The 26,166-nt window shown below is 63.7% G+C and carries 16 protein-coding genes, 1 tRNA gene and 1 pseudogene; 10 read left to right on the top strand and 8 right to left on the bottom strand.

Translation table 11 applies throughout. The annotated features are described in order from the left end of the window. Window positions 1-24: 24 nt before the first annotated feature. Together rnpA and rpmH are read right to left on the bottom strand one after the other, a co-directional pair. Window positions 25-450, bottom strand: a complete 426-nt coding sequence (gene rnpA / locus B5525_RS06590) for a ribonuclease P protein component (protein WP_079565282.1) — start codon at window positions 448-450, stop codon at window positions 25-27. A gap of 24 nt (window positions 451-474) precedes the next feature. Next, the gene (gene rpmH, locus B5525_RS06585) at window positions 475-609 is read right to left on the bottom strand and encodes a 50S ribosomal protein L34 (RefSeq protein WP_006609582.1); all 135 of its coding nucleotides are present in this window, start codon (window positions 607-609) and stop codon (window positions 475-477) included. A 382-nt stretch (window positions 610-991) separates the two neighbouring features. Between rpmH and B5525_RS06580 the strand changes: the two genes are divergently transcribed. Together B5525_RS06580 and B5525_RS06575 are read left to right on the top strand one after the other, a co-directional pair. Further along, entirely contained in the window at window positions 992-2,470 is a 1,479-nt protein-coding gene (locus B5525_RS06580) for an ATP-binding protein (protein WP_154073100.1), read from the top strand. Window positions 2,471-2,723: 253 nt separating this feature from the next. Continuing rightward, window positions 2,724-2,800 (top strand) — tRNA-Arg (locus tag B5525_RS06575). Here the strand turns inward: B5525_RS06575 and B5525_RS06570 are convergent. Then, entirely contained in the window at window positions 2,771-4,396 is a 1,626-nt protein-coding gene (locus B5525_RS06570; protein WP_079573018.1) for a recombinase family protein, read from the bottom strand. The two genes, B5525_RS06575 and B5525_RS06570, sit on opposite strands and share 30 nt — an antisense overlap. A 1,147-nt stretch (window positions 4,397-5,543) precedes the next feature. Here B5525_RS06570 and B5525_RS06560 point away from each other — a divergent pair. Next, a complete protein-coding gene (locus B5525_RS06560; RefSeq protein ID WP_079565280.1) occupies window positions 5,544-6,506 on the top strand; it encodes an alpha/beta fold hydrolase in 963 nt (320 codons plus the stop codon). A 406-nt stretch (window positions 6,507-6,912) separates the two neighbouring features. Here the strand turns inward: B5525_RS06560 and B5525_RS06555 are convergent, their stop codons facing one another. Further along, the gene (locus B5525_RS06555) at window positions 6,913-11,748 is read right to left on the bottom strand and encodes an NAD-glutamate dehydrogenase (protein ID WP_079565279.1); all 4,836 of its coding nucleotides are present in this window, start codon (window positions 11,746-11,748) and stop codon (window positions 6,913-6,915) included. Beyond that, a complete protein-coding gene (locus B5525_RS45275) occupies window positions 11,697-12,068 on the bottom strand; it encodes a hypothetical protein (protein ID WP_172899825.1) in 372 nt (123 codons plus the stop codon). Before B5525_RS45275 ends, B5525_RS06555 begins: the two co-directional genes overlap by 52 nt. A 179-nt stretch (window positions 12,069-12,247) precedes the next feature. Between B5525_RS45275 and B5525_RS06545 the strand changes: the two genes are divergently transcribed. Next, a protein-coding gene (locus B5525_RS06545) for an IS630 family transposase (RefSeq protein ID WP_197687878.1) occupies window positions 12,248-13,314 on the top strand; the annotation gives its coding sequence in 2 pieces (ribosomal slippage) (window positions 12,248-12,737 and window positions 12,737-13,314; 1,068 coding nt in all). Here the strand turns inward: B5525_RS06545 and B5525_RS06540 are convergent. Then, a complete protein-coding gene (locus B5525_RS06540) occupies window positions 13,304-13,933 on the bottom strand; it encodes a TetR/AcrR family transcriptional regulator (RefSeq protein ID WP_079565277.1) in 630 nt (209 codons plus the stop codon). The two genes, B5525_RS06545 and B5525_RS06540, sit on opposite strands and share 11 nt — an antisense overlap. Window positions 13,934-14,036: 103 nt before the next feature. On the opposite strand from B5525_RS06540, the gene B5525_RS06535 reads away from it, so the two are divergent. After that, window positions 14,037-15,278, top strand: coding sequence for an efflux RND transporter periplasmic adaptor subunit (locus B5525_RS06535; RefSeq protein ID WP_079565276.1), 1,242 nt, complete (start codon window positions 14,037-14,039; stop codon window positions 15,276-15,278). A 25-nt stretch (window positions 15,279-15,303) separates the two neighbouring features. Beyond that, window positions 15,304-18,510, top strand: a complete 3,207-nt coding sequence (locus B5525_RS06530; RefSeq protein ID WP_079573016.1) for an efflux RND transporter permease subunit — start codon at window positions 15,304-15,306, stop codon at window positions 18,508-18,510. A gap of 122 nt (window positions 18,511-18,632) precedes the next feature. Here B5525_RS06530 and B5525_RS06525 read toward each other — a convergent pair whose 3' ends face one another. Beyond that, window positions 18,633-19,649: an LLM class flavin-dependent oxidoreductase gene (locus B5525_RS06525; RefSeq protein WP_079565275.1), complete on the bottom strand. Its 1,017-nt coding sequence runs from the start codon at window positions 19,647-19,649 to the stop codon at window positions 18,633-18,635. Window positions 19,650-20,691: 1,042 nt separating this feature from the next. Between B5525_RS06525 and B5525_RS06520 the strand changes: the two genes are divergently transcribed. After that, window positions 20,692-22,113, top strand: a complete 1,422-nt coding sequence (locus tag B5525_RS06520; RefSeq protein WP_079565274.1) for a mercuric reductase — start codon at window positions 20,692-20,694, stop codon at window positions 22,111-22,113. Window positions 22,114-22,150: 37 nt separating this feature from the next. Here B5525_RS06520 and B5525_RS46075 read toward each other — a convergent pair. After that, window positions 22,151-22,309 (bottom strand): annotated as a pseudogene (locus tag B5525_RS46075) (ABC transporter substrate-binding protein); the annotation flags it as partial. Between the two features lie 340 nt (window positions 22,310-22,649). Here B5525_RS46075 and B5525_RS06515 point away from each other — a divergent pair. The 3 genes from B5525_RS06515 (at window position 22,650) to B5525_RS06505 (ending at window position 26,092) form a co-directional block, all read left to right on the top strand. After that, the gene (locus B5525_RS06515; RefSeq protein WP_079565273.1) at window positions 22,650-23,645 is read left to right on the top strand and encodes a LysR substrate-binding domain-containing protein; all 996 of its coding nucleotides are present in this window, start codon (window positions 22,650-22,652) and stop codon (window positions 23,643-23,645) included. Window positions 23,646-23,739: 94 nt separating this feature from the next. Next, window positions 23,740-24,636, top strand: coding sequence for an NAD(P)-dependent oxidoreductase (locus B5525_RS06510; protein WP_079565272.1), 897 nt, complete (start codon window positions 23,740-23,742; stop codon window positions 24,634-24,636). A 34-nt stretch (window positions 24,637-24,670) separates the two neighbouring features. Beyond that, window positions 24,671-26,092, top strand: coding sequence for an MmgE/PrpD family protein (locus tag B5525_RS06505; protein ID WP_079565271.1), 1,422 nt, complete (start codon window positions 24,671-24,673; stop codon window positions 26,090-26,092). Window positions 26,093-26,166 lie beyond the last annotated feature (74 nt).

Below are 26,166 nucleotides of genomic sequence, written 5' to 3'. Positions count from 1 at the left end.
ATTCAATTCGGGTGGCGGCAGGGTCTATTGTTTTGACGCGTTTTCCTGGCGCGAACCGGTTTCCGCTTCGCTCGAAAACGCCTTGGGCGGTCGCGTCGCACTGTTCTTCGCAGCAAGGTCATTGGGCTGCCGGTCGAGGCGGAGCAGCGCCGAACGGAGGTCGTCGAGCATGGTCGAGAAGTCACGGGTCAAGGCGGCTCGACGGCCGACTAGCACATAATCACTGTGCGGTCGCATTGTTATGACGTCCAGCCGCTTCACCAATTCGCGAAGCCTGCGCCGGATGCGGTTACGCTCGGTGGCGGTACCGTGCTTTTTGGTAACGGTAAAGCCGACCCGGATCGGCCCGTCATCGTTTCGGCTGAGGCTTTGCACCACGAAAGCAGCGCTATTGGCCCGCGCGCCACTGGCAACGGCGAGGAAGTCCGCCCGCTGCCTTAGCCGATCCATGATGGGTTCCCCGGGAAGCCCGGCTCAGGCGCTCAGACGCTTGCGGCCGCGGGCGCGGCGGGCGGCGAGGACCTTGCGGCCGCCGGTCGTTGCGAGACGGGCACGGAAGCCGTGACGGCGCTTGCGCACCAGTTTGCTGGGTTGATAAGTCCGCTTCACGGGTCGTTCTCCGCTGACCGGGCAATGATGCCTGATAAATGAGGTAAGTCCGGTGATGCTGGCGGGCCCAAGCGGGCCGTTTCCGGCCCAAAAAGAGCCGCCCCGGTCGAACCGGGTCATCGCGGACAATTGGCGCGGCTTATACGGGAGCGACCCGTTTTCGTCAATCTGGCCGCTCGCCGCAATTGAGGCATTTTGGGGGACCGTCGAAACGGCGCAATTTGGCCGAATATATCGGGATCTGCAGTGTTTTTTACGGTGAGGATGGCGGCACGCGAGATCACTCCCTAGATCACGGAAACCGGCCGACATTAGCGATCCGTAATTTGACCGCTCCTTGGGCCGGTCGCATCCTCACACCGCGAGGAGTCGAAGGCAGATCGTGTCAGAGACCGAAGAACAGCCCGCCACCGGAGCGCCGCGCCCGAAGCCGTCCCGTCGGCTGGGCCTGTCCGGCAAGCTGTTGCTCCTGACCATCCCGTTGGTGATGATCGCGGGAATAATGATCTATGTGCCCGCGATCGCCAATTTCCGCATGAACCGGCTGAACGACCGGCTGGCGGCGGCCAATACCGCAGCCCTGGTGCTCGATGCGGCCCCTTCGGGCACGGTCCCGGATTCGCTGGCGCGGCAGATCCTGAAAAGCATCGGCGCGCGCGCGGTCGCCATCAAGATGGGGCAGCAGCGCAGGCTCCTGGCCAGCGCCGATCTGCCGGCATCGATCGACCACGATATCGACATGCGCAATCTGACGGTATGGTCGGCGATCGTCGATTCCTTCGAGACCATGCTGGAAACCGGCGACCAGTCGATCCGCGTGGTCGGGCCGGCGCCGGGCGGCGCGCAGTTCATCGAGGTCGTGATCGACGAAAAGCCGCTGCGCCAGGCGATGTACCGTTTCTCGCGCAATCTGCTGGTGGTCTCGCTGGGGATCGGGGCGCTCACCGCGGGGCTGGTCTATCTGGCGCTGCATTATCTGTTCGTGCGGCCGATGCGGCGGCTGACCGCGAGCCTGGTGGCCTTCCACGAGAATCCCGAAAGCTCGGCCCGGATCATCGTGCCGAGCCAGCGCGGCGACGAGATCGGCGTCGCCGAGCGCGAATTGTCCGACATGCAGCGCGACCTGGTGTCGATGCTGCATCAGAAGAGCCGGCTCGCCGCCTTGGGCCTCGCCGTCTCCAAGATCAACCATGATTTGCGCAACCTTTTGGCGTCGTCGCAACTGTTGTCCGACCAGCTTGCCAGCGTGCCCGATCCGCGGGTGCAACGCTTCGCCCCGAAGCTGATGCGCTCGCTGGAGCGTGCGATTGCGTTCTGCCAGTCGACTTTGTCCTACGGCCGCGCCCAGGAGGCCTCCCCCGACCGCCGCATGATGCTGGTCGAGCCTGTTGTCGCCGAGGTCCGCGAATCCGCAGGGCTCGCCGCCGACGCCTCGATCACCTGGATATCTGGGATCGAGCGCGGGCTCGCCATCGACGCCGATCCCGACCAGCTGTTCCGCGTACTGCTCAACCTCGTGCGCAACGCGGCGCAGGCGCTGGAGAACCACCAGCGCAGCGGCGTCGCGACCCAGCAGATCCGCATCACCGGCCGCCGCGAGGGCACGGTCGCGATCATCGAGGTCTCCGATACCGGCCCCGGCGTGCCGCAGAAGGCCCGCGACCACCTGTTCGAGGCGTTCCAGACCTCCGGCCGCCCCGGCGGCAGCGGGCTCGGCCTTGCCATCGCCGCCGAGCTGATCCGGGCCCATGGCGGTGATATCAACCTCGTGGCCGGCACCATCGGCGCCACCTTCCGGATCGCGATCCCCGACCGCCCGGTGGAACTCCTGAGCATCCGCAACGAGCGGGCCCGGGCTTAAGAAGCCAGGCAGCCAGGACTTAAGAAATTTGGTCATTCCGGGGCATCGCGGAGCGATGAACCCGGAATCCAGGGTAATTGCGCGAGATTCCGGGTTCGACGCTCCGCATCGCCCCGGAATGACGGTGGAATCTGCCGCCTTCCGGACCTTGCCAAGCCGGGCCGGAGCCGGTAGCTAGGGGGCGCTTTCGCGACCTCTGGACATGCCTCACAATGCATGCGGGCTGTTGAGCCCAAGATGCCCAGCGAAACACGCGCCCGTAGCTCAGCTGGATAGAGCACTAGACTACGAATCTAGGGGTCAGGAGTTCGAATCTCTTCGGGCGCGCCACTTCGGTACAGAACTGGGCACGCCAAAACCCGCCGTTTTTGCGCTTGATGCGGCGACGAGCGTGCGCAGCAGTACGCTTTTCGATCCCATGATGCGCAGTTCTTTCTGGTCGACTTCGATACGTTGGGCGAGCGCGCGCAGGTGATCGCGGCGGTAGCCGCCGTTCTCGGTCCGCATCCGCTTGCGGGCGGTCCTGGCAAAGGTCTTGAGGGTCTGTGGCGTGACGGTCGGGCCGGCGCGATCAATCGCGTCCTCGGCCCTCTCTGCGTCAAGGCGGGCCTGATCGCGCGTGGCCTTCAGTTCACCGATGCGGCCCTTCAGCATGGGGTCGGACAGATCGGCGACGCCGTTCTCGATGGCGTCGTAAAGCCGCTTGAGTTTGGCGTCTGCCTCAGTCGCCCGCTTGCGCAATTCGGCGATATGCGACTTTCGTCGCTCGGCGCGCTCGGTGCGACGATCGAGTACGTGCGACAAAAGCCGCTCAAGTCGCTTGGGCTGCAACAAACGCTGCTCGATGTACTCCGCGACCAGATTGTCGAGTTTTTCTATCGGGACGGTGCGACCCGGACAACCGGTTTCGCCCTGGCGGGCTTTGGTGCAGCAGGTGTAGTAGCGGTAACGGCCGCTCTTGCCGGTGCGCAGCGTCATCGCTCCACCGCAAGCGGCGCAGAAGCAGATGCCGGTAAGGAGCGTCGGGCCCCTTGGGGCGATCATCGCGGGACTGCGGCTCTTGAGCAGCATTTGGACGACCTCAAATTCCTCCTTGTCGACGATTGCTGGCACTGCCATTTCCACGACTTCAGTCTCCGCCTTGCGCTCGCGGGTCTTCCAGAACTTGGTGTTGAAGCGGTGGCGGCCGATGTAGGTCGTCCGGGTCAGCACCATGTGGACGGCATCGACACCCCAGCGCCCGCCGTCGCGGGTGCGGATGCCAATAGCGTTCAGGTGCGTGGCGATGGACTTGACGCCCATCAGCCCCGAGCTTCCGCTGCCCTCCCGTGCGAGCCGGAAGATCAGGCGCACGGTCTCGGCCTGGACGGGGTCGATCTCAAGGGTCTTCTTGGTCCGGTGTCCGCGTTGCTCGGAGGCCTCCACGATCCGATAGCCGATCGGGGGCAACGCGCCATTCCAGAATCCCTGACGGGCGCTCTCCTTCATGGCCCTAAGCGTGTGCTTGGCGTTCTCCTTGGACTGGTACTCGTCAAACAGCGCCATGATCTGGCGGATCATGTTGCTCATCGGGTCGTCGCCGAGCTCCTGGGTGATCGAGACCAGCCGGACACCGGCTTTGGCGAGGCGGCGGACATAGAACTCGAGCTGGAACTGGTCGCGGAAGAATCGACTGAAGCTGTGGACCAGGATCACATCGAACGCCGGCGGCTTGGTGGTTGCCGCGTCGATCATGCGCTGGAATTCCGGCCTTCGGTCATCGGTGGCGGACAGGCCGGGTTCGACATAGTCAGCGACGATCTCCCAGCCGCGCGATGCACAATAGGCCTTCGCCTGGCGGCGTTGGTCCGGGATGGAAAGATCATTCTCTGCCTGCCGGCCTGTCGAGACTCGCAGGTAGAGGGCTGCACGAACCGGCATCGTCATGGCGATCTCCAAAGCAAAGGGCTCAGTGGCGGGTTGAAAACAATTCGTCGAACAGGTCGCCGAACCAGGCCTCGAATACCTCGATCTCGGCCTCGGTGATCGGGACCTCATCAGGCCAGTCGTCGGTCACGGTCCACTCAGATTGCTTCTTCTTTGCCGGGCGGCCCTTTCGTCGAACTGGTGGCCGCAAATGGTCGTAGAGGTCGTCGGGCAACGGACCCAATGACCGCGTTCGCCTCGGCCGAGATTTCTGATGATGAGCCATGGCGCCCCTTCGGCAAGCAGACTCAATCGAGAGAACGGCGCAAGTTTGTCCGCCGATTCGTTCGACGAGGAGCGGCAACTCGCTCGCGCTGAGCCATCAGCGCGTGGCCGTCAAACGCCGGCGCAGGCGAGGCCCGTCAAGGCCGTGAGCCGGCAGAGCCGGGCGCGCGCGAGCGCGAGCCTTGACCGGCGTCGCTTGGTCCGGCAGCGCCATTCCAAGCGCCGATCGCTCAGCAACGCCAAGCCAGGTCGGTCTCGGCCGCACATTGCACTGACCTCTTGAGCGCAAACGAGAACCCGGATTCTTGCAATGTGCGGAGATGCCAGAAAAATTGCGATAAGCTTCTGCACTGTCTGAAGATCGACCACGGCGCACCTTGCCCTTTTATCCTGCTATCAAGCGGTCGGTTGTCTGCGCCTCGCCGGTCCTGCGCTATCGTTCGCCAAACCGCCATCGGACAAAAACCAGGACAAGCATGACGCGAGCAGCTTCCGCGTGGATTTGGCGCAGTTGATATGCCGGGTCTTTGTCGACCGCAGGTGCAGCTCATGTCTCTTAGCCGGTCGAGGGCAGAACGCCGGAGCTGCCGCGGCTGCGCCGGTCGTTTGCAATTCGGGCGCGGCAAGGCGACAGGCAGGCCAGTCCCAATCGGACGTGAATGTCCGGTATTGTGGATAGCGGACGCTAAAGCAGACGTCGCAAAATCGACGCGATTGACCCGAAGCCGACCTTGCGCCGATGCTGCCGGAGGCGCGGTGCGGGCTCGAAAATAAATTCGTAGAGCATGTCGTTTTGGCGGTCCGCCGTTCGACTGGGTGTCGGCGGAGCCACTTCGGTTGTGGCTGGAGCTCACAATGTGACTGGATCTTACGGAGGTTGGCAATGACGATCTCGCATCGATTTATCGAGACAAATGGCATTCGAATGCACCTGGCCGAAGCAGGGAGCGGCCCCACCGTGCTTCTCTGCCATGGCTTTCCGGAGTGCTGGTATTCGTGGCGGCACCAATTGGAAGCGCTCGCCGCCGCCGGATATCGCGCCATCGCGCCCGACATGCGTGGTTACGGGCAGACGGACAAACCTGATGCGATCGATCAATACACTCTATTGCATTTGACCGGAGACATGGTCGGATTGCTCGACGCGATCGGCACGGATCAAGCAGTCGTTGTCGGACATGATTGGGGAGCGCCGGTCGCTTGGCGCTGCGCTCTGTTCAGACCGGATCGATTTAGGGCCGTCGTTGGCTTGAGCGTGCCGTTTCAGGTGCGTGGTCCCAACCGACCAAGCACCGTCATGCCGAGGACCGAAAAGCAGCGCTTCTATCAACTGTATTTCCAGACGCCGGGCGTTGCCGAGGCAGAACTCGAAAAAGACGTCCACAACGCAATCAAGACGACATTGTTCGCTCTATCTGGCGATGCGCCGGTTGAAGATCCTGCGTCGCTCACGATGCTTCCTAGTGAGGGGGGTTGGCTTGATGGGAAGCCTACAACCCAATCATTGCCGACGTGGCTCACGGACGGTGACATCGAATTTTACGTTGAAGAGTTCAAGCGCACCGGCTTTGGAGGAGGTTTGAATTGGTATCGCAACATTGATCGCAATTGGGAGTTGCTCGCACCATGGTCCGGCGCAAAGGTTCAGGTCCCGGCACTCTATGTCGTTGGCGATCGAGACGGGGTTTACAGATCGCCGAGTTGGAGCCATCTCGTCCCTAGCCTGAAACAGTTCGTGCCCTTGCTTCGCGAGACAATAGTCTTGAAAGGTTGCGGTCATTGGACTCAGCAAGAGCGCGCCAAAGACGTAAGCAATGCGCTCCTGGAATTCCTGAAACAGTTATAGATCGCGAACGGGGACTTGCGTAGACGCGGAAAGCAACGCAATGTCGCGTTTTGTGCATTGGCCCTTCGCGTCTATCTGGGAGGCTGAGCGAGATTACCGCTATTGAGGGGTAAGCGGAGCACCCGCAACATCGGGGGATCCACGATGCGTAGTGCTAGATGGCAGAGCATCGTAGACTTGCCGATTGTAGCGTATCGCGGGCTTCGGCATCATAGGGGAATCGTGAGGGAGTAGTGCCCATCTTCGGCCGTGGCGCGCCAATTTCACGATCTTGTTCGAAATTCTACGATGCCGCTCCGGCGCGGGAGCTGATCGGTGAGCGTTTGCTCGCGAAACCCGGTTTCCCACAGCATCTACCATCTACGAGCGCTCATATCCCCGAATCACTTATCGTGAGCGAGCGCACTCAGCCCTTCACCATATCCCCCAGCAAGTTCGCCGCCACTGTCAGCTTCGCGAGCGTGAGGCCGCTGGCAGTAATCTCCTCGACCGAGCGGCGGATGCGCGTCGCTTCAGGATGAGCCGCGAGCCAAGTCCCGGCGGCCTGCAGGCCGCATTCGCCGGTCGCCAGCATATCCGCAGCCAGTCTTCTTTCGGCAGCTGCGATCTGATCGACGGCGCGATCAATGGCGAGACGTTCGAAATTATCGTTTGCCGGTACGCTGCGTGCGGCGGCTATAAGGCGATCGAGGCGGAAATTAGCCTCGGCGGCGAAGAAGGTTGCGGCGGCGTCGCCGATGGTCCGGCTGGTGCGCTCCGCGACGGTCACGATATCCGGTGCCGAGACCAAGGCGTCGAGATCAGCGAGCTCGCCCGCGAGGTCGGCTGGGACGCCGGCATCGATCAGATCCTGCCGTCGCTTGCTGCGCCCGGCCTGCAAGTCCTCCGGCAGGGTCTTGTCGAGTCCCGTGATGATCTCGCGGATGCTCGGGCCGAAGCGCGCGATGACCGAGTCCAGGCCGGCCTCGAAATCAACATTGCGCACATACCAGACCATGCGGGAGAGCAGGAGATTCTGAATCGCCGCGTAAAGGCCGAGTTGCAATTTCTCGTCGATGCGGGTGTCGAGTCCATCGATCGCGTCATTCAGCCGCTTCAGATCGTAGGATTCACCTACCGCCACGAAGGCCATGACAATGGTCGACACGTCGGCATCCGTCTCGTCGATCAGGCGCACGACACAGGCCGGGCCGCCGCGATTGATAACGGTATTGGCGAGATTGGTTGCGATGATCTCCCGCCGAAGTCGATGGTGTTCCACTGCAGCGGAGAATTTGTCCTCAACCTCGCGCGGGAAGTACTGAGACAATTCGCGGGCGAGATACGGATCGTCGGGCACGCTGGTGACGAGCAGATCGTCGTAAAGTGTCAGCTTGGCGTAAGCGAGCAGCACGGCAAGTTCCGGCCGAGTCAAGGATTGGCCGCGCCGGGCGCGTTCGGCGATCGCCGCATCGTCGGGCAGGAATTCCACAGCGCGGCTGAGGAGGCCGCGCTGCTCGAGCGACTGCATCAGGCGAGTGAGGAAGCCGGTCTCGGCCAGGCCCTTGCGTTCGGCCAGCGAAAGCGCCAGCGTCTGCAGATAATTGTTGCGTAGCACCAGGGCGCCGACCTCGTCGGTCATCGCGGCCAGCAGGCTGTTGCGGTCAGCCGCACTGAGGCGTCCCTCGCGCTCGGGGCGCGCCAGCGCGATCTTGATATTGACCTCGACGTCGGAGGTGTTCACGCCGGCCGAATTGTCGATCGCGTCGGTGTTGAGCTTGACGCCCGTCTGCGCGGCTTCGACGCGGCCGCGCTGGGTGACGCCGAGATTGGCTCCCTCGCCAATCACGCGGGCGCGGACATCGGCACCCGTGATCCGGATCGGATCGTTGGCGCGGTCGCCGACCTGATCGTCGCTTTCACCCGACGCGCGGATATAGGTGCCGATGCCGCCAAACCACACAAGGTCCACGCGCGCTTTGAGGATCGCCGTCATCACCTCGAAAGGCGTGGCTTGCGGCTTATCGAGATCAAGAAGGGTGCGCACTTCCGGGGCGAGCGGAATGGCCTTGAGCGAGCGCGAGAAAACGCCGCCGCCTTGCGAGATCAGCGCGTTGTTGTAATCCTGCCAACTCGACCGCGGCAGGGTGAATATGCGCAGGCGTTCGGCGTGGCTGACGGCCGGGTCTGGCAAGGGATCAATGAAGATGTCGCGGTGATCGAAAGCAGCGACGAGCCTCGTCGCCGGCGAGAGCAGCATGCCATTGCCGAACACATCGCCGGACATGTCGCCCACGCCGGCGACCGTGAAAGGCATGCTCTGAATGTCGGTGCCGAGTTCGCGGAAATGGCGCTTCACCGCCTCCCAGGCGCCGCGCGCCGTGATCCCCATCTTCTTGTGGTCATAGCCCTGACTGCCGCCGGAGGCGAAGGCATCACCGAGCCAATGGCCCTTCTCGGCAGAGATCGTGTTGGCGATGTCGGAAAAGGTGGCGGTGCCCTTGTCCGCGGCGACCACGAGATAGGGGTCGTCGCCGTCATGCCGCACGGTGGAGTCGGGCGGCACGATGATGTCGCCGTCGATATTGTCGGTAAGCTCGAGCATGGAGCGAACGAAGATGCGATAGGCTTCGGTACCTTCGGCCATGAAGGCGTCGCGATTGGAGGGCGGTGGCAGGCGTTTGGGCACAAAGCCGCCTTTGGCGCCGACTGGCACGATCACGGCGTTCTTGACCTGCTGGGCCTTGACCAGGCCGAGGATCTCGGTGCGGAAATCCTGCGGCCGGTCAGACCAGCGCAACCCACCGCGCGCGACCTTGCCGAAGCGCAGATGAATGCCTTCGACACGCGGCGAATAGACGAAGATCTCGTAGAGCGGCCGCGGGGCCGGCAGGTCCTCGATCTTGCGCGCGTCGAACTTGAAGGAGATCACCGGACGCGGATGTCCGTCTTGGCCGATCTGCCACAGATTGGTGCGGATGGTTGCCTGCACCAAATTGGTGAAGCGGCGCAGGATGCGGTCTTCGTCGAGCGAAGCGACGGATTTGAGTTGCTCCTCGATCTCGGTGAGGAGGGGCGTCTCACGTGCCGAGCGCTCGGCGTCGGTGGTGGCGAGGCGCGGATCGAGGCGAGCCTGGAACAGTGCGACCATGCTGGCGGTGATCGCGGTGTTCTTGCGCAAGGTCTCCCACATGTAGTCCTGGCTGAACGGAGCGCGGATCTGGTGCAGGTAGCGGGAGAGTGCCCGGATGGTCGAAACCTCGCGCCAGCTCAGAGCCGTACGCAGGATGAGGGCGTTGTATCCGTCGGATTCGGCCCGATCGCCGACCACCGCCATGATCGAGGCTTCCAGGCGCTGGCTGAATTCCAAGCTGATCACGATCGGCTTGCCGTCGTTGGCCTCGATCGTCATGTCGTGCAGCCATACCGGCGCCGGCGCCGGCATGGCGCGAGGCACGATCTGATAGGTGCGCTCGTTGACCACGCGCAGGCCGTGATGTTCGATTACCGGCACCCGGTACGACAGCGACAGGGGCGCGCCATGCGAGAAGACCTTGAGTCCGAAGCGTGTTGGATCGTCCTCGCCCTCGATGCGGTGGGCTGAGATCGCCACCGGCCGGGCCGGGGTGAGCTTTTCGATGGTGGCGATATCGGCAATCGCCTGCGAGGCGCCGAAGGCCTCGGTGTAGCCGCCAGTGAAGGCCTGGGCGTAACGGTTGGCGAGCATGCGCGCTCGCATGCCGTCGGTCGAGGCGCCGAGCGCCGCCTTCAGCTTGTCGCCCCAGGTCGCGGCGATGGCGCTGATCTCGGCTTCCAGCGTCGCGCGCTCGACGACGGGCGTTTTGCCCTCATAGCGCCCGATAATGTAGTGGACGCGCGCAAGCGATCCCTCGGGGAAGGAGGCGTAGGAGGCCGCCAAGCGCCCCTTATAGACCTGCGCCAGGAAGTCCGCGACGCGCGTGCGCACATCGGTGTCGTATTTCTCGCGCGGAATGAAGACGAGGATGGAGACGAAACGGTCGAACTTGTCGGCCCGTGCCAGCGCCCGTACGCGGGGACGCTCATAGAGCGTCAGGACTTCCATGACGAAATTGTAGAGCGTTTCGGTATCGACCTGGAAGAGCTCGTCGCGTGGATACTCTTCGAGGATATGCAGGACCGCCTTGCCTGAATGACTGGCTGGGTCGAAGCCGGCGCGCTGCAACACTTGCTCGACCTTGTGGCGGACATAGGGGATCTGCCGCGCCGAGCGGGTATAGGCACCCGAGGTGAACAGGCCGACGAGGCGCAACTCGCCCTCGAGCCGGCCGTCGGGCGCATACAGTTTGATGCCGACATAATCCATGCGGACGCGGCGATGAACGCGGCTGTTCACATTGGCCTTGACCACCATGAGGACGGTCGGCTCGCGCATGAATTCGCGGATTTCCGGCGTCATGACCACCATTTCGGTGCCGCGGCGCAGGACCTTCACATCGGGATCACGCAGGATGCCGAGGCCTTCACCCGTGCTGATGTCGTCCGACGCATCGGCGTCGGGCGAGAAGCGATATTCTCGCAAGCCCAGGAAGGTGAAATTGTCGGCGCACAGCCATTGCAGGAACTGGTTGGCTTCGGCGACCTCGTCGATCGGCAGCGGCGGCGGATTGGAGCGGAAAGTCATGATCGCCTGCTCGACTCGGGTGCGCATGGCCCGCCAGTCGACGACGCAGGCGCGCACGTCGTTGAGCGTCTTGGTCAGGCCCTCGATCAGCTTCTGGCGGTCGGCATCAGCGTCCAGGCGCGCGATGTGGAAATGAATCAGGCTTTCGCGCTCGCCCTTTGCTCCCTCCGGCAGCGCTTCGCCGTAGAGCTGCAGCAGCTTGCCTTGCTCGTTGCGCTGCACGGCGATAATCGGGTGGGCGACCAGCGTGACCTCGATGCCCTGCTCGGCGAGCTCCGCCATGGTGGAATCGAACAGGAAGGGCATGTTGTCGTTGAGAACTTCGAGCACGGAAATCTCGCGCCCGTCGGGCATCATCGGATTGATGACGCGGATGTCGGCACGGTCCGCCGTGCGTTGCTGCACATGCTCCCAGGCCTGTTCCGCCAGGAAGGCCAGGGAGGCCGCATCGTAGTTGGCGAGGTCCTCGAGGTTGGTATGGCCGAACAGATGCTCGGCAAACGATCGGGGCGCCTTGCCCGGCTGCACGTTACCCGCGGCTTCGTGGATCAGAGTCGCCCGGGCCTTGTCGTCACGCCACGACGCCATAACGTCCTCCATTTCTCTCGCCGTCTGACCGCAGTCGCGATCGTCCGCTTGATTCTGGAGTGCATCTCTTTGAGCGCATCGTTTTGGCCGGGATTGATCACGTACGAGAAATCCTCGGTCTCGGAGCCTCCGCGGCCATTGATGATCATGCCATCAAATCTCGAGAAATGCATCTCCAGTATGCGGTTTCGGCCGACCGCGCCATGTACGAGGCCAAACGTCGCGGCAAGGGCGGCTTCGTGATCCACGCCCCTCACATGGAACGCGCGAGTCTGGTCCCCTCGGCGGAAGCCGACAGTGGATTTGCCGCCGAGCGTCAGCTTTTCAGGCACGCCTCCCGATCGCCGGCCTGAACGGTGGACCACCGTCATTCGGCGGTGCCACCGCTTCCATCCAGCGACGCCAATAGCCGCCGCGATCTAATACCAACGGCCCGAAACTGTGACTCATTAGGGATTCCCAAATCAGGGAAACTCTGACTCGATGCTAGCCTTTGAGAGGAGCGGCATCGATGGGAGCGGCGGTATCGATCACCCGACTTGATCTGACGGCTTCGGCGCTTCGCAAGGCGGCGAGCGGAGAGAAGGATAGCGCCGCGGCGCGTCGGATACTCGCGCTTGCGCTGGTGCTCGATGGCTCGGACCGCAAAACGGCGGCCGAAACCTGCGGCATGGACCGTCAGACCTTGCGGGACTGGGTGCACCGTTACAACGCCGCGGGACTGGCCGGGCTTCGCAATCTCAAATCGCCAGGTCCCGGATCAAAACTCACGGTGCGGCAGCAGGCCGAATTGGCCGAGCTTGTCGAGGCCGGCCCCGACCCCGCGGTGCACGGGGTAGTGCGTTGGCGGCGGGTCGATCTGCGCGACGAATTGCAGCGGCGCTTCGGTGTCACGCTCCACGAGCGTTCGGTCGGGAAGGTTCTAGCCAAGCTCGGCTACCGCAAACTGTCGGTAAGGCCCCGCCACCCGCAGGCTGACGAAGAAGCCCAGCAGACGTTTAAAAAAACTTCGCCGCGACCGTCAGGGCGCAAATTCCCGAGCACGCCAAAGACAAGCCGATCGAAATCTGGTTCCAAGACGAGGCCCGGATCGGCCAGCAGGGCACGCTGACCCGCGTCTGGGCCAAGCGTGGAACGAGGCCCCGCGCACCGCACGACCAGCGCTACGACTGGGCCTACCTGTTCGGCGCGGCCTGTCCGCAGCGTCGCGTCGCAGCAGGTCTGGTCATGCCGGCGGCGAACGCCGAGGCCATGTCGCTGCATCTCACAGCGATCTGCCGCAAGGTGGCGGCAGGTAGCCACGCCGCTCTTGTCCTCGATGGCGCCGGCTATCACATTGCTGCCGCGCTCACGATCCCCGAAAACGTCACCCTGGTGCGTCTGCCACCCTACGCGCCTGAACTCAATCCGATCGAAAACGTCTGGGAATATCTGCGCGGCAACAAACTCGCGATCACCGTCTTCGACGACTACGACGACATCGTTGATAAAACCTGCGACGCATGGAACTTCTTTGAACACGATCCAAAGCGCATCGCCTCAATCACCACACGAACATGGGCAACAGTCAATAATTAGGGCCGTTGGTATAACTTGCCTTGAGAGCGGACTGCTCGTCGAACGCCTTCAGTGAAATGACAGCGATCTGCCGCAGCGCTTCGCGGTCCGCGCCCGAGGATGCCATCACGCCCATGCCGACGGTGACGGCCGAAAGATAACGCGCGAGGGCGGCGGGATCGGCGCTGGTTGGCAGGTCGCCGTCCGCCTTGGCCCTGGTGAACCGCTCGCGAAGTTGATCTTCGGTTTGGGCGCGACGCGCGGCCAGTTCGAACGGAACGTTTTCCGATCCGGTGCCGCAAGCCAGCCCGCCCTGGACCAGCAAACAGCCCGGCGGGTTGGCGGGGTCCGTCTGCGTATCCGCGATCCCCATCAGCATTTTTTCGGCGACGGTGCGGGCGGTCGGCGCGCCCAGGACATCCTCCATGAACGCCGCCCGCCTGCAGGCGTAGCGGTCGAGCGCAGCTTTCAAGAGGCCTTCTTTGCTGCCGAAAGCCGCGTACAGGCTTGGCGGATTTATCCCCATCGCATCAGTGAGTTGCGCGATCGTCGCGCCCTCATAGCCGTGTCGCCAGAACACTTCCATCGCCTCGTCCAGGGCCTTATCGGCGTCGAAGCCGCGGGGACGTCCCATGGCCATTGCGGTCTCCTCGGGATTTTCTTAGTATGCGATACATAAGTATCTTGACGACCGGCGTCCAGCTCCACATCTGTAGCGAACACTACATTTATGGAGCGCGAGAATGCCTCAGTCCAGCATCACCCCCCGTCCAAGCCGATTCCGACGTGTGCTCGGAGGTCTGGCCATCGCCGCAGCGGCCGTCGCCGGTGGTTCGGTCGTCACCGGGCACTATTTTTACGCCGCGCAGGCAACCACCACCCCGGCCCAGGAACAGGCCGTGGCCGTGACGGTCGCGGTTGTCGAGCCGCGTCAGGCCAGCCTGTGGGACGATTTCTCCGGACGGCTCGAAGCCGTCAATCGCGTCGAGCTTCGTTCGCGCGTCGCCGGCGCCATTCAATCGACCAATTTCACCGAGGGCGAATTGGTGAAGGCGGGCGACGTGCTGTTCAAGATCGATCCGGCGCCCTACGCCGCCGAAGTCGACAAGGCCCAGGCCCAATTGGAGGCTGCCAAGGCGCGCGTGGTGTTTACCGCCGGGGAGCTCGAACGCGGGCAACAATTGGTCGGCAACAATGTCGTCACCCGGCGCGACTTCGACCAGCGCGACAACGCCAATCGCGAGGCCATCGCCAATGTGAAGGCCGCGGAAGCCACGTTGCAAACGGCAAGGCTGAACCTCGATTACACCGAGGTCCGCGCCCCCGTCGAGGGACGTGTCGGCAAGATCGAGGTGACGAAAGGCAATCTGGTCGCGGCCGGAACCTCGTCGCCGGTCCTGACGTCGCTGGTGTCGGTCAATCCGATCTACGCGAGTTTCGACGCCGACGAGGATATCGTGCTGCGCGCCATCGGTTCGATCGCGGATGCTTCCGGCAAGCGCGGCAAGCTCGATCAAATTCCGGTCGAGATGTCGACGTCTTCAGGCTCCATCGTCCAGGGCCACATCCAGCTCATCGATAATCAGGTCAACGGGCAGAGCGGCACGATCCGCGTGCGCGCCACTTTCAACAACGACGACGGCCGGCTGATTCCAGGCCAGTTCGCGCGGCTGCGAATGGGGCAACCCAAGCTGCAGACGCTGGTGATGGTGGACGAACGCGCTATCGGAACCGACCAGGACAAGAAGTTCGTCATGGTCGTCGGCGCCGACAACCGCGCGCAGTACTGCGCGATCACGCTCGGCGGCAGCGTTGAAGGCATGCGCATCGTGACCTCCGGGCTCAAGTCCGGCGATCGCGTCGTCGTCAACGGGCTGCAGCGGGTACGTCCCGGCGCGCTCCTGAAATCGGAGGTGGCGGAGATGGGTGTGCATGGTTCGCAGCACGCCTCCGCCGATGATAACCAGCGCGTCGCGCAACAATAAGAATCCACCGCCCGCGGAGCGCGCCATGAATCTCTCCAAATTCTTCATCGACCGGCCCATCTTCGCGGGCGTTTTGTCGATCCTGATCTTCCTGGCCGGCCTGATTTCGCTGATGGCGATGCCGATTTCGGAATATCCCGACGTGGTGCCGCCGTCGGTGGTGGTCCGCGCGACCTATCCCGGCGCGAACCCCAAGGTCATCGCCGAGACCGTGGCGACGCCGATCGAAGAGCAGATCAACGGCGTCGAAGGCATGCTCTACATGAGCAGCCAGGCGACCACCGACGGTGCGATGACGCTGACCGTGACGTTCCGGCTCGGAACCGATCCCGACAAGGCGCAGCAGCTGGTGCAGAACCGCGTCGCGCAGGCCGAGCCGCGGCTGCCGGCGGTGGTCCGTCAGCTCGGCATCATCACCAAGAAGAGCTCGCCCGATCTCACGATGGTCGTGCATCTGCTGTCGCCGAACAACCGCTACGACATGACTTACCTGCGCAACTACGCCGTCCTCAACGTCAAGGACAGGCTGGCGCGGATCGATGGCGTCGGCGACGTCCAGCTCTACGGCGCCGGCGATTATTCGATGCGGGTATGGGTCGATCCGCAGAAGGCCGCCGAACACGGACTGACCGCCAACGACATCGTCAAGGCGATCCAGGCCCAGAACGTCGAGGCGGCGGCCGGCGTGGTCGGCGCATCGCCCAGCGTCAAGGGTCTCGACCTGCAGCTTTCCGTCAATGCCGAAGGCAGGCTCTCCACCGAGGAGCAGTTCGGCGACATCGTCGTCAAGACCGGCGCGCGCGGGGAGGTGACGAGGCTTCGCGACGTCGCGCGTGTCGAACTCGGCGCGTCGGAATATGGCTTGCGGTCGCTGCTCGATAACAAGCAGGCTGTGGCCATTCCCATCTTCCAGGCGCCGGGGTCGAACGCGCTGCAGATCTCGGACAGCGTTCGCGCGACCATGGCCGACATCAAGAAGAACATGCCGGAGGGCGTTACCTATCAGATCGTCTACGATCCGACGCAGTTCGTGCGTTCGTCGATCGAAGCGGTCATCCATACGCTGCTCGAGGCGGTGGCGCTGGTCGTGCTGGTGGTCATCCTGTTCCTGCAGACCTGGCGGGCATCGATCATTCCGCTGCTGGCGGTGCCGGTGTCGATCGTCGGCACCTTCGCGGTGATGCACGTCTTCGGCTTTTCCATCAATGCGCTCAGCCTGTTCGGACTGGTGTTGGCGATCGGCATCGTGGTCGACGATGCCATCGTCGTGGTCGAGAACGTCGAACGCAACATCGAATCCGGGCTATCGCCCCGGAATGCAACCTACCAGGCGATGAAGGAAGTTTCGGGCCCGATCATTGCCATCGCGATGGTGCTGATCGCGGTGTTCGTGCCGCTGGCCTTCATCAGCGGCCTGACCGGCCAGTTCTACAAGCAGTTCGCGCTGACGATCGCGATCTCGACCGTGATCTCCGCGGTCAACTCGCTCACGCTGTCGCCGGCGCTGGCGGCGCTGCTGCTGAAGGGGCATGACGAGCCCAGGGACCGGCTGACCCTCATTCTGGACAAGGCGTTGGGCTGGTTCTTCCGCCGCTTCAACCGGGCCTTCGCGCGCGCCTCGGACAATTACAGCGGCAGCGTGAAGGGCGTGATCTCCGGCAAGGTGCTGGTGATCGGCGTTTATCTGCTTCTGGTTCTAGCCACCGCAGGCCTGTTCAGGCAGGTGCCGAGCGGTTTCGTGCCCGGACAGGACAAGCAGTACCTCGTCGGATTCGCCCGGCTGCCCGATGGCGCGACGCTGGATCGGACCGAGCAAGTCATTCGCAAGATGAGCGACATCGCACTGACCCAGCCTGGCGTGCAGAGCTCGGTGGCCTTCCCGGGCCTGTCGATCAGCGGTTTCACCAACTCTTCGAACGCCGGCATCGTATTCTCGACGCTGAAGGACTTCCGCGAGCGCAAGGACTCCTCGCTCAGCGGTACTGCGATCGCCGCCGACCTGAACAAGAAATACGCCGGCATCCAGGAAGCCTTTATCGCGATGTTCCCGCCGCCGCCGGTCAATGGTCTGGGCACCATTGGCGGATTCAAGCTGCAGATCGAGGATCGGGCAGGGCTTGGCTATGAGGCGCTCGATGAGGCGACCAAGGCGTTCATGGCGGCGATGGCGAAGGCGCCGGAGATCGCCGGCGTGTTCTCGAGTTTCCAGGTCAATGTACCGCAATTGTTCGCCGACATCGACCGCACCAAGGCGCTGCAGCTCGGCGTTCCCGTGACCGAGGTCTTCAACACGCTGCAGATCTATCTGGGCTCGTTCTACGTCAACGACTTCAATAAATTCGGCCGCACCTACTCGGTCTATGTTCAGGCCGACGCGCCGTTCCGCGCCCGTGCGGACGACATCCGGCAGTTGAAGGTGCGCTCGGCGTCCGGCGACATGATTCCGCTCTCGGCGCTGCTCAAGATTCGCCAAAGCGCGGGTCCCGAACGCGCCATCCGGTACAACGGTTTCCTGTCCTCCGACATCAACGCCGCCGCCGCTCCCGGATATTCGTCCGGGCAGGCACAGGAGGCCGCGACCCGGATCGCGGCGGAGACCCTGCCGCCGGGTTTTGCCTTCGAATGGACCGACCTGACCTATCAGGAATTCATCGCGGGAAATTCAGGGTTGTGGGTCTTTCCGCTGGCGATCCTGCTGGTCTTCCTGGTGCTGGCCGCGCTCTACGAGAGCCTCGCGCTGCCGCTGTCGATCCTGATGATCGTGCCGATGGGCCTTCTCGCCGCGATGTTCGGCGTCTGGCTGTCGAAGGGCGACAACAACGTGTTCACCCAGATCGGGCTGATCGTGCTGGTTGGATTATCGGCGAAGAACGCGATCCTGATCGTCGAATTCGCGCGCGAGCTGGAGTTCGCCGGCCGCTCGCCGGTCAGGGCTGCCATCGAAGCCAGCCGGCTGCGGCTTCGCCCCATCCTGATGACCTCGACGGCCTTCATCATGGGCGTGCTGCCGCTGGTGCTGTCGACGGGTGCAGGTTCGGAAATGCGCCGCGCCATGGGCGTTGCGGTATTCTCCGGCATGATCGGCGTGACGGTTTTCGGTCTGTTCCTCACGCCGGTGTTTTACGTGCTGCTGCGGAGCATGACGGGCTCCAAACCCCTGATCCAGCACGGAACGGGCGGGACGCTCTTGCCCGAGGCGAAGATTGCCGAACACGCCGCGCCGGCCGAGTGAATCATCTGCTCCTGGGAGGACGTGGTGATTTGCCCCACGGGTCAAATCAGTCACTTCGCGGACTGGTGTCGATACGAGGTGCTTGAAGTCGGACGAGATCGTGCGCGGCGGCGTGTGACCCGTTACGCGACGGCGCCGACCTCTGATTCGCTTCCATTCCCGGCATGCGCGGCGGCAATCAGCTCGAACGAGCGCAGACGCGCGCCGTGATCGTAGATATCCGAGACCACCATCAGCTCATCTGCCCCGGTCTCGGCCGCCAAGGCCGCAAGTCCGGTGCGAACGGTGTCCGGCGATCCGACGATGGAACGTGCCAGCATTCCCATCGCCTGCGCTTTCTCCGCGGGCGACCAGTAGGTCTCGATGTCGTCGATCGGCGGCTGGCTCAAGCCGCGCTTGCCGCGAAACATGTTGGTGAACGACATCTGCTGCGTCGTCGCCAGCCGCTTCGCCTCGCGCTCGGTATCCGCGGCGATGACGTTGACGCCGACCATGGCGTAGGGTTTTGCCAGTTGCTCCGACGGCTCGAAGCGAGCGCGATAGATGTCGAGCGCCGGCAGCAATTGTTCGGGCGCGAAATGCGATGCAAAGGCGTAGGGAAGCCCGAGCGCGGCGGCGAGCTGCGCGCCGTAGGTGCTGGATCCGAGAATCCACAACGGCACGTCGGTGCCGGCGGCCGGCACCGCCTGCACGGCCTGGTTCGGTCCGGCCGCTGCGAAGAAGGCCTGCAGCTCCAGCACGTCCTGCGGAAAATTGTCGGAACTCTGCAATGTCCGGCGCAGCGCGCGGACGGTGATCTGGTCCGTGCCCGGCGCCCGCCCGAGGCCAAGGTCGATACGGCCGGGGTACAGCCGCGCCAGGGTCCCGAACTGCTCGGCGATGATGATCGGGGCGTGGTTCGGCAGCATGATGCCGCCCGCGCCGATGCGGATGCTGCGCGTGCCCGCCGCGATATGACCCAGGACCACGGCGGTGGCGGCGCTGGCGACGCCCGGCATGTTGTGATGCTCGGCGACCCAGAAGCGGCGATAGCCCCATCGTTCGGCGTGCGCGGCGAGATCGCGCGCATTGTCGAACGCGCCGCGTGCATCTGTCTCCTGCGTGACGCGGACCAGATCGAGTATCGAAAGCGATGTCATGCCAAAACTCCTGACCGGTCCATTATCTGGGGGCGAGGGCGGTCGATTGCCAGCCGGAAGCCGGCAATGACGGGTGCGTCTCGCGCCTGCAAGGCACCCGACGGGCAAATCAGTGATTTGCCTGTCCAGCCCTGTTTGCAAAAATATTCTGGTTTTCCGAAACACCAAATCAGTTCTATATCCGCGTCGTCCCGTCCCACACAGAGGGGCGTTGCGCAACGTCACGAACGCGGAGCGGGATGCGGTGGACGCTGATGGTGCACCTGACGAGAGCACTTGATGCGGACGGTGAAGTCGTATGGTCCTGACACCTCGACGCTGGCGTCAAGTTTCGCGGAAGCATCTGCGGGGCGACGGTGACAAAAAAGCCCGATCGCCGGGGAGAGTACGAAATAGGCCGTAAAACCATTGCGCGGGGAATGCCGGGTGTTTGCCGGTGTGACCTGACTAACGCGTGTGCGTACTACCACTATCATTGCACACGCGGCTATCGGGCGCATCGGACGCCCGGCATTCCCTGCGCCCTCTGTTCTCGGAGGGACAAGGTCCTTGCAAAACCCGGGCGTCTTCGCGCCGCGAGAACGAGAATCCGTATCTGACGGTCGCGATGTTGCCAGGCCAACGTCTGTTTGTGGCTCACGAGCCGCCAGACTTGCGGCGAGCAAATCAAATCCGCGCGAGGCAAACGCTGTCGAGGGCCTTCACGATTGTCTAGTTGAACGATCTCACTGCGCGATTGTCTTTGTTCAACCACATTTGGTGTCGATTTTTTGGTGTCGATTTTTGGATGATCCGGCTCGGCGAAATGAGCCGGGCTCATCAAGCGGGTGGTGTCGCGCCCTTCCTGGTACCGGACGAGAGCTGCTCTATGCGGTCGTTGATGTATCCGTCGATGGTGAGATAGAGGCCCGAAAGTAGCGACGCAATTGATTGGAAATCGGAGGGTGGTGGGAAGGCCGCTTTTATTCCGATGTTGCTCACCCACCTGTTCACTCCAAAGCAGCGAGATCCACTACCGAAATCCACAACACGGAGAAGGCCTATGCCCCAAGCAGAGCAGTTTGAAGTTCTCGTGGTCGGCAGCGGGACAGGCGGCAAGCTCATAGCTTGGCACGCGGCTCAGTCGGGACGACGAACGGCCGTCGTGGAGCGGCAGTGGATTGGAGGCTCCTGTCCCAACATCGCCTGCATGCCCAGCAAGAATGAGATATCGAGCGCGAGGGTTGCGTACTTGGCGCGCAACGCCGCGCAGTTCGGGACGACCGCCGGCCCGGTAGCGATTGACATGAGTACGGTTCGCAAGCGGAAGCGGGAGATGGTTGAACGACAGGTTGCGGGGCACCTGCAGAAATACAAGGAAAGCGGTGCGGAATTAATTATGGGAACCGGGCGTTTCGCAGGGCCGAAAGCGCTTGAGGTTACCCTGAATGACGGAACCAAACGCGTGCTTTCGGCGGACACAGTCTTCCTCAACCTGGGAACGCACGCGGCCCTTCCAAATGTTGCCGGCCTCGATGCAGCCCGTCCGCTGACGCACGTCGAGGCCCTGGAACTCGACCATTTGCCGTTGCATCTGCTCGTGATTGGTGGCGGCTATTCCGGCCTCGAATTTGCACAGGCTTTCCGCCGTTTTGGCAGCAAGGTGACCATCATAGAGTCTGGCCCCAAGATTCTCGGTCGGGAGGATTTGGACGTTGCGCAGGAGATGCAGCGGATTCTGAGCGACGAAGGAATTGAAATTGTAGCGGGAGCCGAACTCCTCCAGGTGCGCGGGCGATCCGGCGAGAAGGTTAGCCTTGCTGTGCGCACGCGCTCCGGCGAACGAACGATAGAGGGTAGCGACATCCTCGTGGCAGCCGGACGTATTCCCAACACCAGTGGAATCGGACTCAAGGAGGCAGGGATTGAGTTGGACGATCGTGGGTACATTCGCGTCAATGAACGCCTCGAGACCAGTGCCCCGGGTTTCTGGGCCGTAGGGGAATGCGCGGGCAGCCCACAATTCACGCACATATCCGAAGATGATTTTCGCATCATTCGCGACAATCTCGCTGGGAACGCTCGCAGCACGCGCGATCGACTCGTTCCTTACTGCATGTTTACAGATCCTCCGCTCGCCCGCGTGGGGCTTAGTGAAGCCGAAGCTGAGCGTCGAGGAATCGCGGCACGGGTTGCGAAATTGCCGATGAATTCCGTGTTGCGCGCCCAGGCCACCGACGAGAGGCAAGGCTTTATGAAGGCGCTGATCGCCGAGAATGACGATCGCATTCTCGGTTTCGCGATGATAGGCGCCGAGGCGGGTGAAGTTCTGGCTACGGTGTACACGGCAATGTTGGCTGGCCTTTCATATTCGAGGCTTGCTGATGCCGCCTTCGCGCATCCGACGATGGCCGAGGGGCTCAGCCTGCTCTTCTCGCAGGTACCGCGTCGCTCCATCCAACAGAGCACGTTGAAAACGGCCTAGTTGACGTCTCGGTCTCGGCGGTTTGCCGAATTTGTTCAAGGCGGGTCTGGAAACCGCGAATGCCGTCCTCACCGAGCGTGGTATAGGTGCCCTCCAGGGTCGCCGTAACACCGACTTTGATTTTTTGTCGAGCGAAAGCGGCGCCTGACATAAACAGGCTCGCCAGCGCAGCAGGACACAAACTGCCCTTCAACATAGAACTTCTCCCATTCGTGTTTTCGAAGTGAGTAGGCAAGAGCTGCTTACCCATTCCCGGCTGGACAACTAGATCGGCGAGGCAAGCTGAGCTTGAGGCGCTCGGCGAGCAAAAACACCGAATAGCATCCTGGAAACCGAGCCTGGCACCGATAGGCGAACAGCGGTTCCCCTTTTCGTGTCAGACATTATGATCTGCCGGTACGCGCTTTTGGCGGTTGCCCGGCGCGCTGCGCGCGGGAGGAAAAACCGCCAGATGCCGGCGACGGTGTCCGCTGTCGTCCGTGGGCTAACCCTAATGTCGAAACCGTGGGTGGACGTGTCCACCCGGATGGAGCGGAATGGATCTCAAGCAACTCAAGGCCTTCGCAACGCTGGCCGAATTCGGCTCATTCTCGCGCGCGGGCGCGGTGCTGTCGGTGGCGCAGCCGGTGCTGAGCCGGCAGATCAAGGCGCTGGAACAGGAGCTCGGCATCGAGCTGTTCTACCGCAACGGGCGTGGCATCGTCCTGACCGAGGCGGGCAAGCTGCTGCACGGTTATGCCGGCGGCGTGCTCGACACCGTCACCCGCGCGGCCTCGGAGGTGATGGCGCTGCGCTCCAGCCCGCGCGGCACCATCGCGATCGGCATGCCGCCGTCGGTGGGCTCGATCCTGACGGTGCCGCTGGTGCAATGCTTCCGCGCCGAGTTCCCGCTGATCTCGATGCGGATAGTGGAGGGGTTCAGCGGCCATCTGCTGGAATGGCTGATCACCGGCAAGATCGACGTCGCGGTGCTCTACAACGCGCCGCGCATCAGCAATTTGAGCGCGGAGCCGCTGCTGCAGGAGGAGATAAGCCTGTTGGGTGCAGTCAACGATCCGGCCGGGCTGACCGCGGGGCCGGTGCCGGGTTCGCGCCTGGTCGAACTGCCGATGATCCTGCCGAGCCGTCCGCACGGCCTGCGGCTGGTGGTCGACGCCTTCCTCGGCGAGGCGGCGATCGAACCAAATGTCGTGCTCGAGGTCGATGCCATGCCGTCGACGCTCCGTCTGGTGGAGCGTGGCGTCGGCTATACGCTCTTGTCCTATGGCCCGGCGCGTCATCTGATCGAGGCCGGCCGGCTGAAGAGCTGGTCGATCGTCGATCCCGTGCTGACCCGGCAGCTCATCCTAGCGACCTCAAGCCAGCGGCCGACCACCACCGCGACGCGGGCGCTCGCCAAGATGGTGCGGCGCCAGGTGCAGGACCTCGTCCAGCAGGGCCTATGGCTGTCGCCGGACGGACGCAAGCCGCCGTCACGCGTCCGCGGCGATGCGGCATCGCCCGTCGTGTCCCGGAAAGCTGTTATTCCCTAAACGGCGATGCCCCGCCTCGGTGGACCGGCTAGGTTTCCCTCCGAACAAGCGCGACCGGCGATCAAGACCGGCCGACGACGACGGAGGACATGCGATGGCGGGTGAGCTTCTCGGATTCATTGGTATTGGCCGCATGGGTGGCCCGATGGCGTCGCGCCTGCTCGACGCGGGTTACTCGCTCTGCGTCTATGACAAGCAGCCGGAGGCCACCGCCGAGCTGGTCGCGCGCGGCGCGCGGCTGGCGCATTCGTCCGGTGAAGTGGCGTCGACCGCCGAAATCGTGCTGCTCAGCCTGCCGACGCCGGACATCGTCAAGGCGGTGACGCTCGGCGAGAACGGCGTGGGCGTCGGCAATCGCGTCCGCACCGTGATCGATCTTTCCACCACCGGACCCGGCGTTGCGACCATCGTCGCCAAGGGCCTCGGCGAGCGGCAGATCACCCTGTTCGATTCTCCCGTCAGCGGCGGCATCGCCGGCGCCAAGGGCGGCACGCTCGCGGTGATGGTTTCGGGCCCGCGCGATATCTACGACGCCAAGGTCGCGCCGATCCTCACGCATTTCGGCAAGCTGTTCTTCACCGGCGAAAAGCCGGGCCTGGCGCAGACCGCCAAGCTCGTCAACAATCTGCTGGCCGCGGCGGCGCTGGTGATCTCGTCGGAGGGCATGGCGATGGGGGTCAAGGCCGGGCTCGATCCAAAAGTGCTGCTCGACATCATCAATGTCAGTTCGGGGCGCAACAGCGCGACCCAGGACAAGTTTCCGCGCTCGGTGCTGCCGGGCACCTTCGATTTCGGCTTCGCCACCGCGCTGTCCTACAAGGACGTCCGGCTCTGCCTCGACGAGGCGGAAGCGATGGGAATTCCGATGATCATGGGCGCGGTGGTGCGCCAGATCCTGGCGTTGACGCAGGCCAAGTACGGACCCGACTCCGATTTCACCTCGATCGCCAAACTGTCGGAGGAATGGGCCGGCGTGCAGATCAGGGGATAGAGACAGCAGCGACCGCAGCGATAAGGAGCAGCCCATGGCCACGACCGTGCGTCCCGATCCGCGACAAGTGTCGATCGCGCGCGCCATGGTGCGCACGGCGCATGCGCGCGAGCTGTCGCAATTGTCGGCGCCGGCGCAGGCCAAGCTCAAGATGTGCCTGCTCGACTTCCTGTCATGCGCCTTTGAGGCGCGCGATCTGCCGACCAGCCGCCAGGCGGTCGCGGTCGCCGCCCGCCTGGCGTCGGGGTCATCCGTGGTCGGCACCGATGCGATCACGTCGGCGGCCGATGCGGGTTTTGCCAACGCCACGCTTGGGCATGGCCTGGTCCGCGAGGACATGCATGCCGGCAGCATCGCCCATCATGGCGTGGTGATCTGGCCGGTTCTGCTCGCGCTGGCGCAACGCACCCCGGTGTCGGGCGCGCGCCTGCTGCGCGCGGCCGCGATCGGCTACGAGGTCGGCGGCCGGGTGGGGCGGGCGCTGATGACGGCGGGGCTGGCGCGACTGTTCCGGCCCACCGGCATTCTCGGGCCGCTGGCCGGCGCGCTGGCCGGAAGCGTGCTGCTCGGTCTCGACGAAGACGCCTCGGTCTCGGCGCTGGCGCTCGCCGCCAACACCTCGTCGGGCCTCAATCAGTGGCCGCATGAAGGCGGCAGCGACATGTATTTCCATCCGGGCTTCGCCGCGCGCAGCGCCGTCACCGCGATCGAACTCGCCGAAGCCGGGGCCTACGGCTCCGAACATATCATCGAAGGCCCGGCCGGGCTGTTCGCGGCGTTCGGGCGCGTAGCCGCGCCGGAGGCGATTGCGCTGTTCCCGGACGGCAGCGAAGAGATCATGGCGGTCTACAACAAGCCGGTTCCGGCCTGCAATTTCGCCCAGACCGCCTGCCAGGCCGCGATCCGCGTTGCCGAGGAAATCGACAATGTCGGCGCCATCGACGCCATCATTGTGCATCTGCCGGACGCCGCCATCGACTATCCCGGCTGCGATTTTGCGGGACCGTTCCGGCACGCGCTGCAGGCCAAGATGAGTATCCAGTACGGCGTCGCGGCCGCGCTGGTCCGCAAGTCCGTCGCGGAAGAGAATTATCGCCGGCTCGACGACCCGGCCGTGCAGCGGCTCGCGGTGCTGATGCGGCTGAAGCGCGACGCGGAGTTCACCGCCGCGTTCCCGGGCGCCCAGGGCGCCGAGGTCGAGGTCAGCCTGTCGAGCGGCGCCCGGATCAGCCGGCGCATTGCCGATGTGGTCGCGGCGACCGAGGGTGAGATCCGCGCCCGGTTCCGTGCCGCCGCGAGCGAAGTGATCGGGCTGGAACGCGCCGATGCCGTGGAGGAGATGATCGACGGGCTCGAGCGGGTCGACCATGCCGGGCGTATCGCGGCGCTGTGCGCGTCCGCGGGGCCCGGCGGCAAATCGCGCGCCGCGGCATCCCGCGCCGGCGCCGGGCCGTGACCGACGGGCAATAGCGATCGCGTGACAAGAAGACGGGCCGAAGGCTCGAGGGAATGAGGGGGAGAAAGTGATGA

This window comes from Bradyrhizobium erythrophlei (genome assembly GCF_900129505.1).
GTDB classification, from domain to species: Bacteria; Pseudomonadota; Alphaproteobacteria; order Rhizobiales; family Xanthobacteraceae; genus Bradyrhizobium; species Bradyrhizobium erythrophlei_D.
The sequence above is the reverse complement of the archived record's forward strand: the minus strand, read 5'-3'. Positions and strand labels throughout refer to the sequence as shown.

Coding starts and splice junctions, on each gene's coding strand:
- B5525_RS06540 (WP_079565277.1), bottom strand. CDS start 13,933: ATGGCCATGGGACGTCCCCGCGGCTTCGACGCCGATAAGGCCCTGGAC.
- B5525_RS06520 (WP_079565274.1), top strand. CDS start 20,692: ATGCCCCAAGCAGAGCAGTTTGAAGTTCTCGTGGTCGGCAGCGGGACA.
- B5525_RS06530 (WP_079573016.1), top strand. CDS start 15,304: ATGAATCTCTCCAAATTCTTCATCGACCGGCCCATCTTCGCGGGCGTT.
- B5525_RS06505 (WP_079565271.1), top strand. CDS start 24,671: ATGGCCACGACCGTGCGTCCCGATCCGCGACAAGTGTCGATCGCGCGC.
- B5525_RS06570 (WP_079573018.1), bottom strand. CDS start 4,396: ATGACGATGCCGGTTCGTGCAGCCCTCTACCTGCGAGTCTCGACAGGC.
- rnpA (WP_079565282.1), bottom strand. CDS start 450: ATGGATCGGCTAAGGCAGCGGGCGGACTTCCTCGCCGTTGCCAGTGGC.
- B5525_RS06525 (WP_079565275.1), bottom strand. CDS start 19,649: ATGACATCGCTTTCGATACTCGATCTGGTCCGCGTCACGCAGGAGACA.
- B5525_RS06560 (WP_079565280.1), top strand. CDS start 5,544: ATGACGATCTCGCATCGATTTATCGAGACAAATGGCATTCGAATGCAC.
- B5525_RS06535 (WP_079565276.1), top strand. CDS start 14,037: ATGCCTCAGTCCAGCATCACCCCCCGTCCAAGCCGATTCCGACGTGTG.
- B5525_RS06555 (WP_079565279.1), bottom strand. CDS start 11,748: ATGGAGGACGTTATGGCGTCGTGGCGTGACGACAAGGCCCGGGCGACT.
- B5525_RS06515 (WP_079565273.1), top strand. CDS start 22,650: ATGGATCTCAAGCAACTCAAGGCCTTCGCAACGCTGGCCGAATTCGGC.
- B5525_RS06510 (WP_079565272.1), top strand. CDS start 23,740: ATGGCGGGTGAGCTTCTCGGATTCATTGGTATTGGCCGCATGGGTGGC.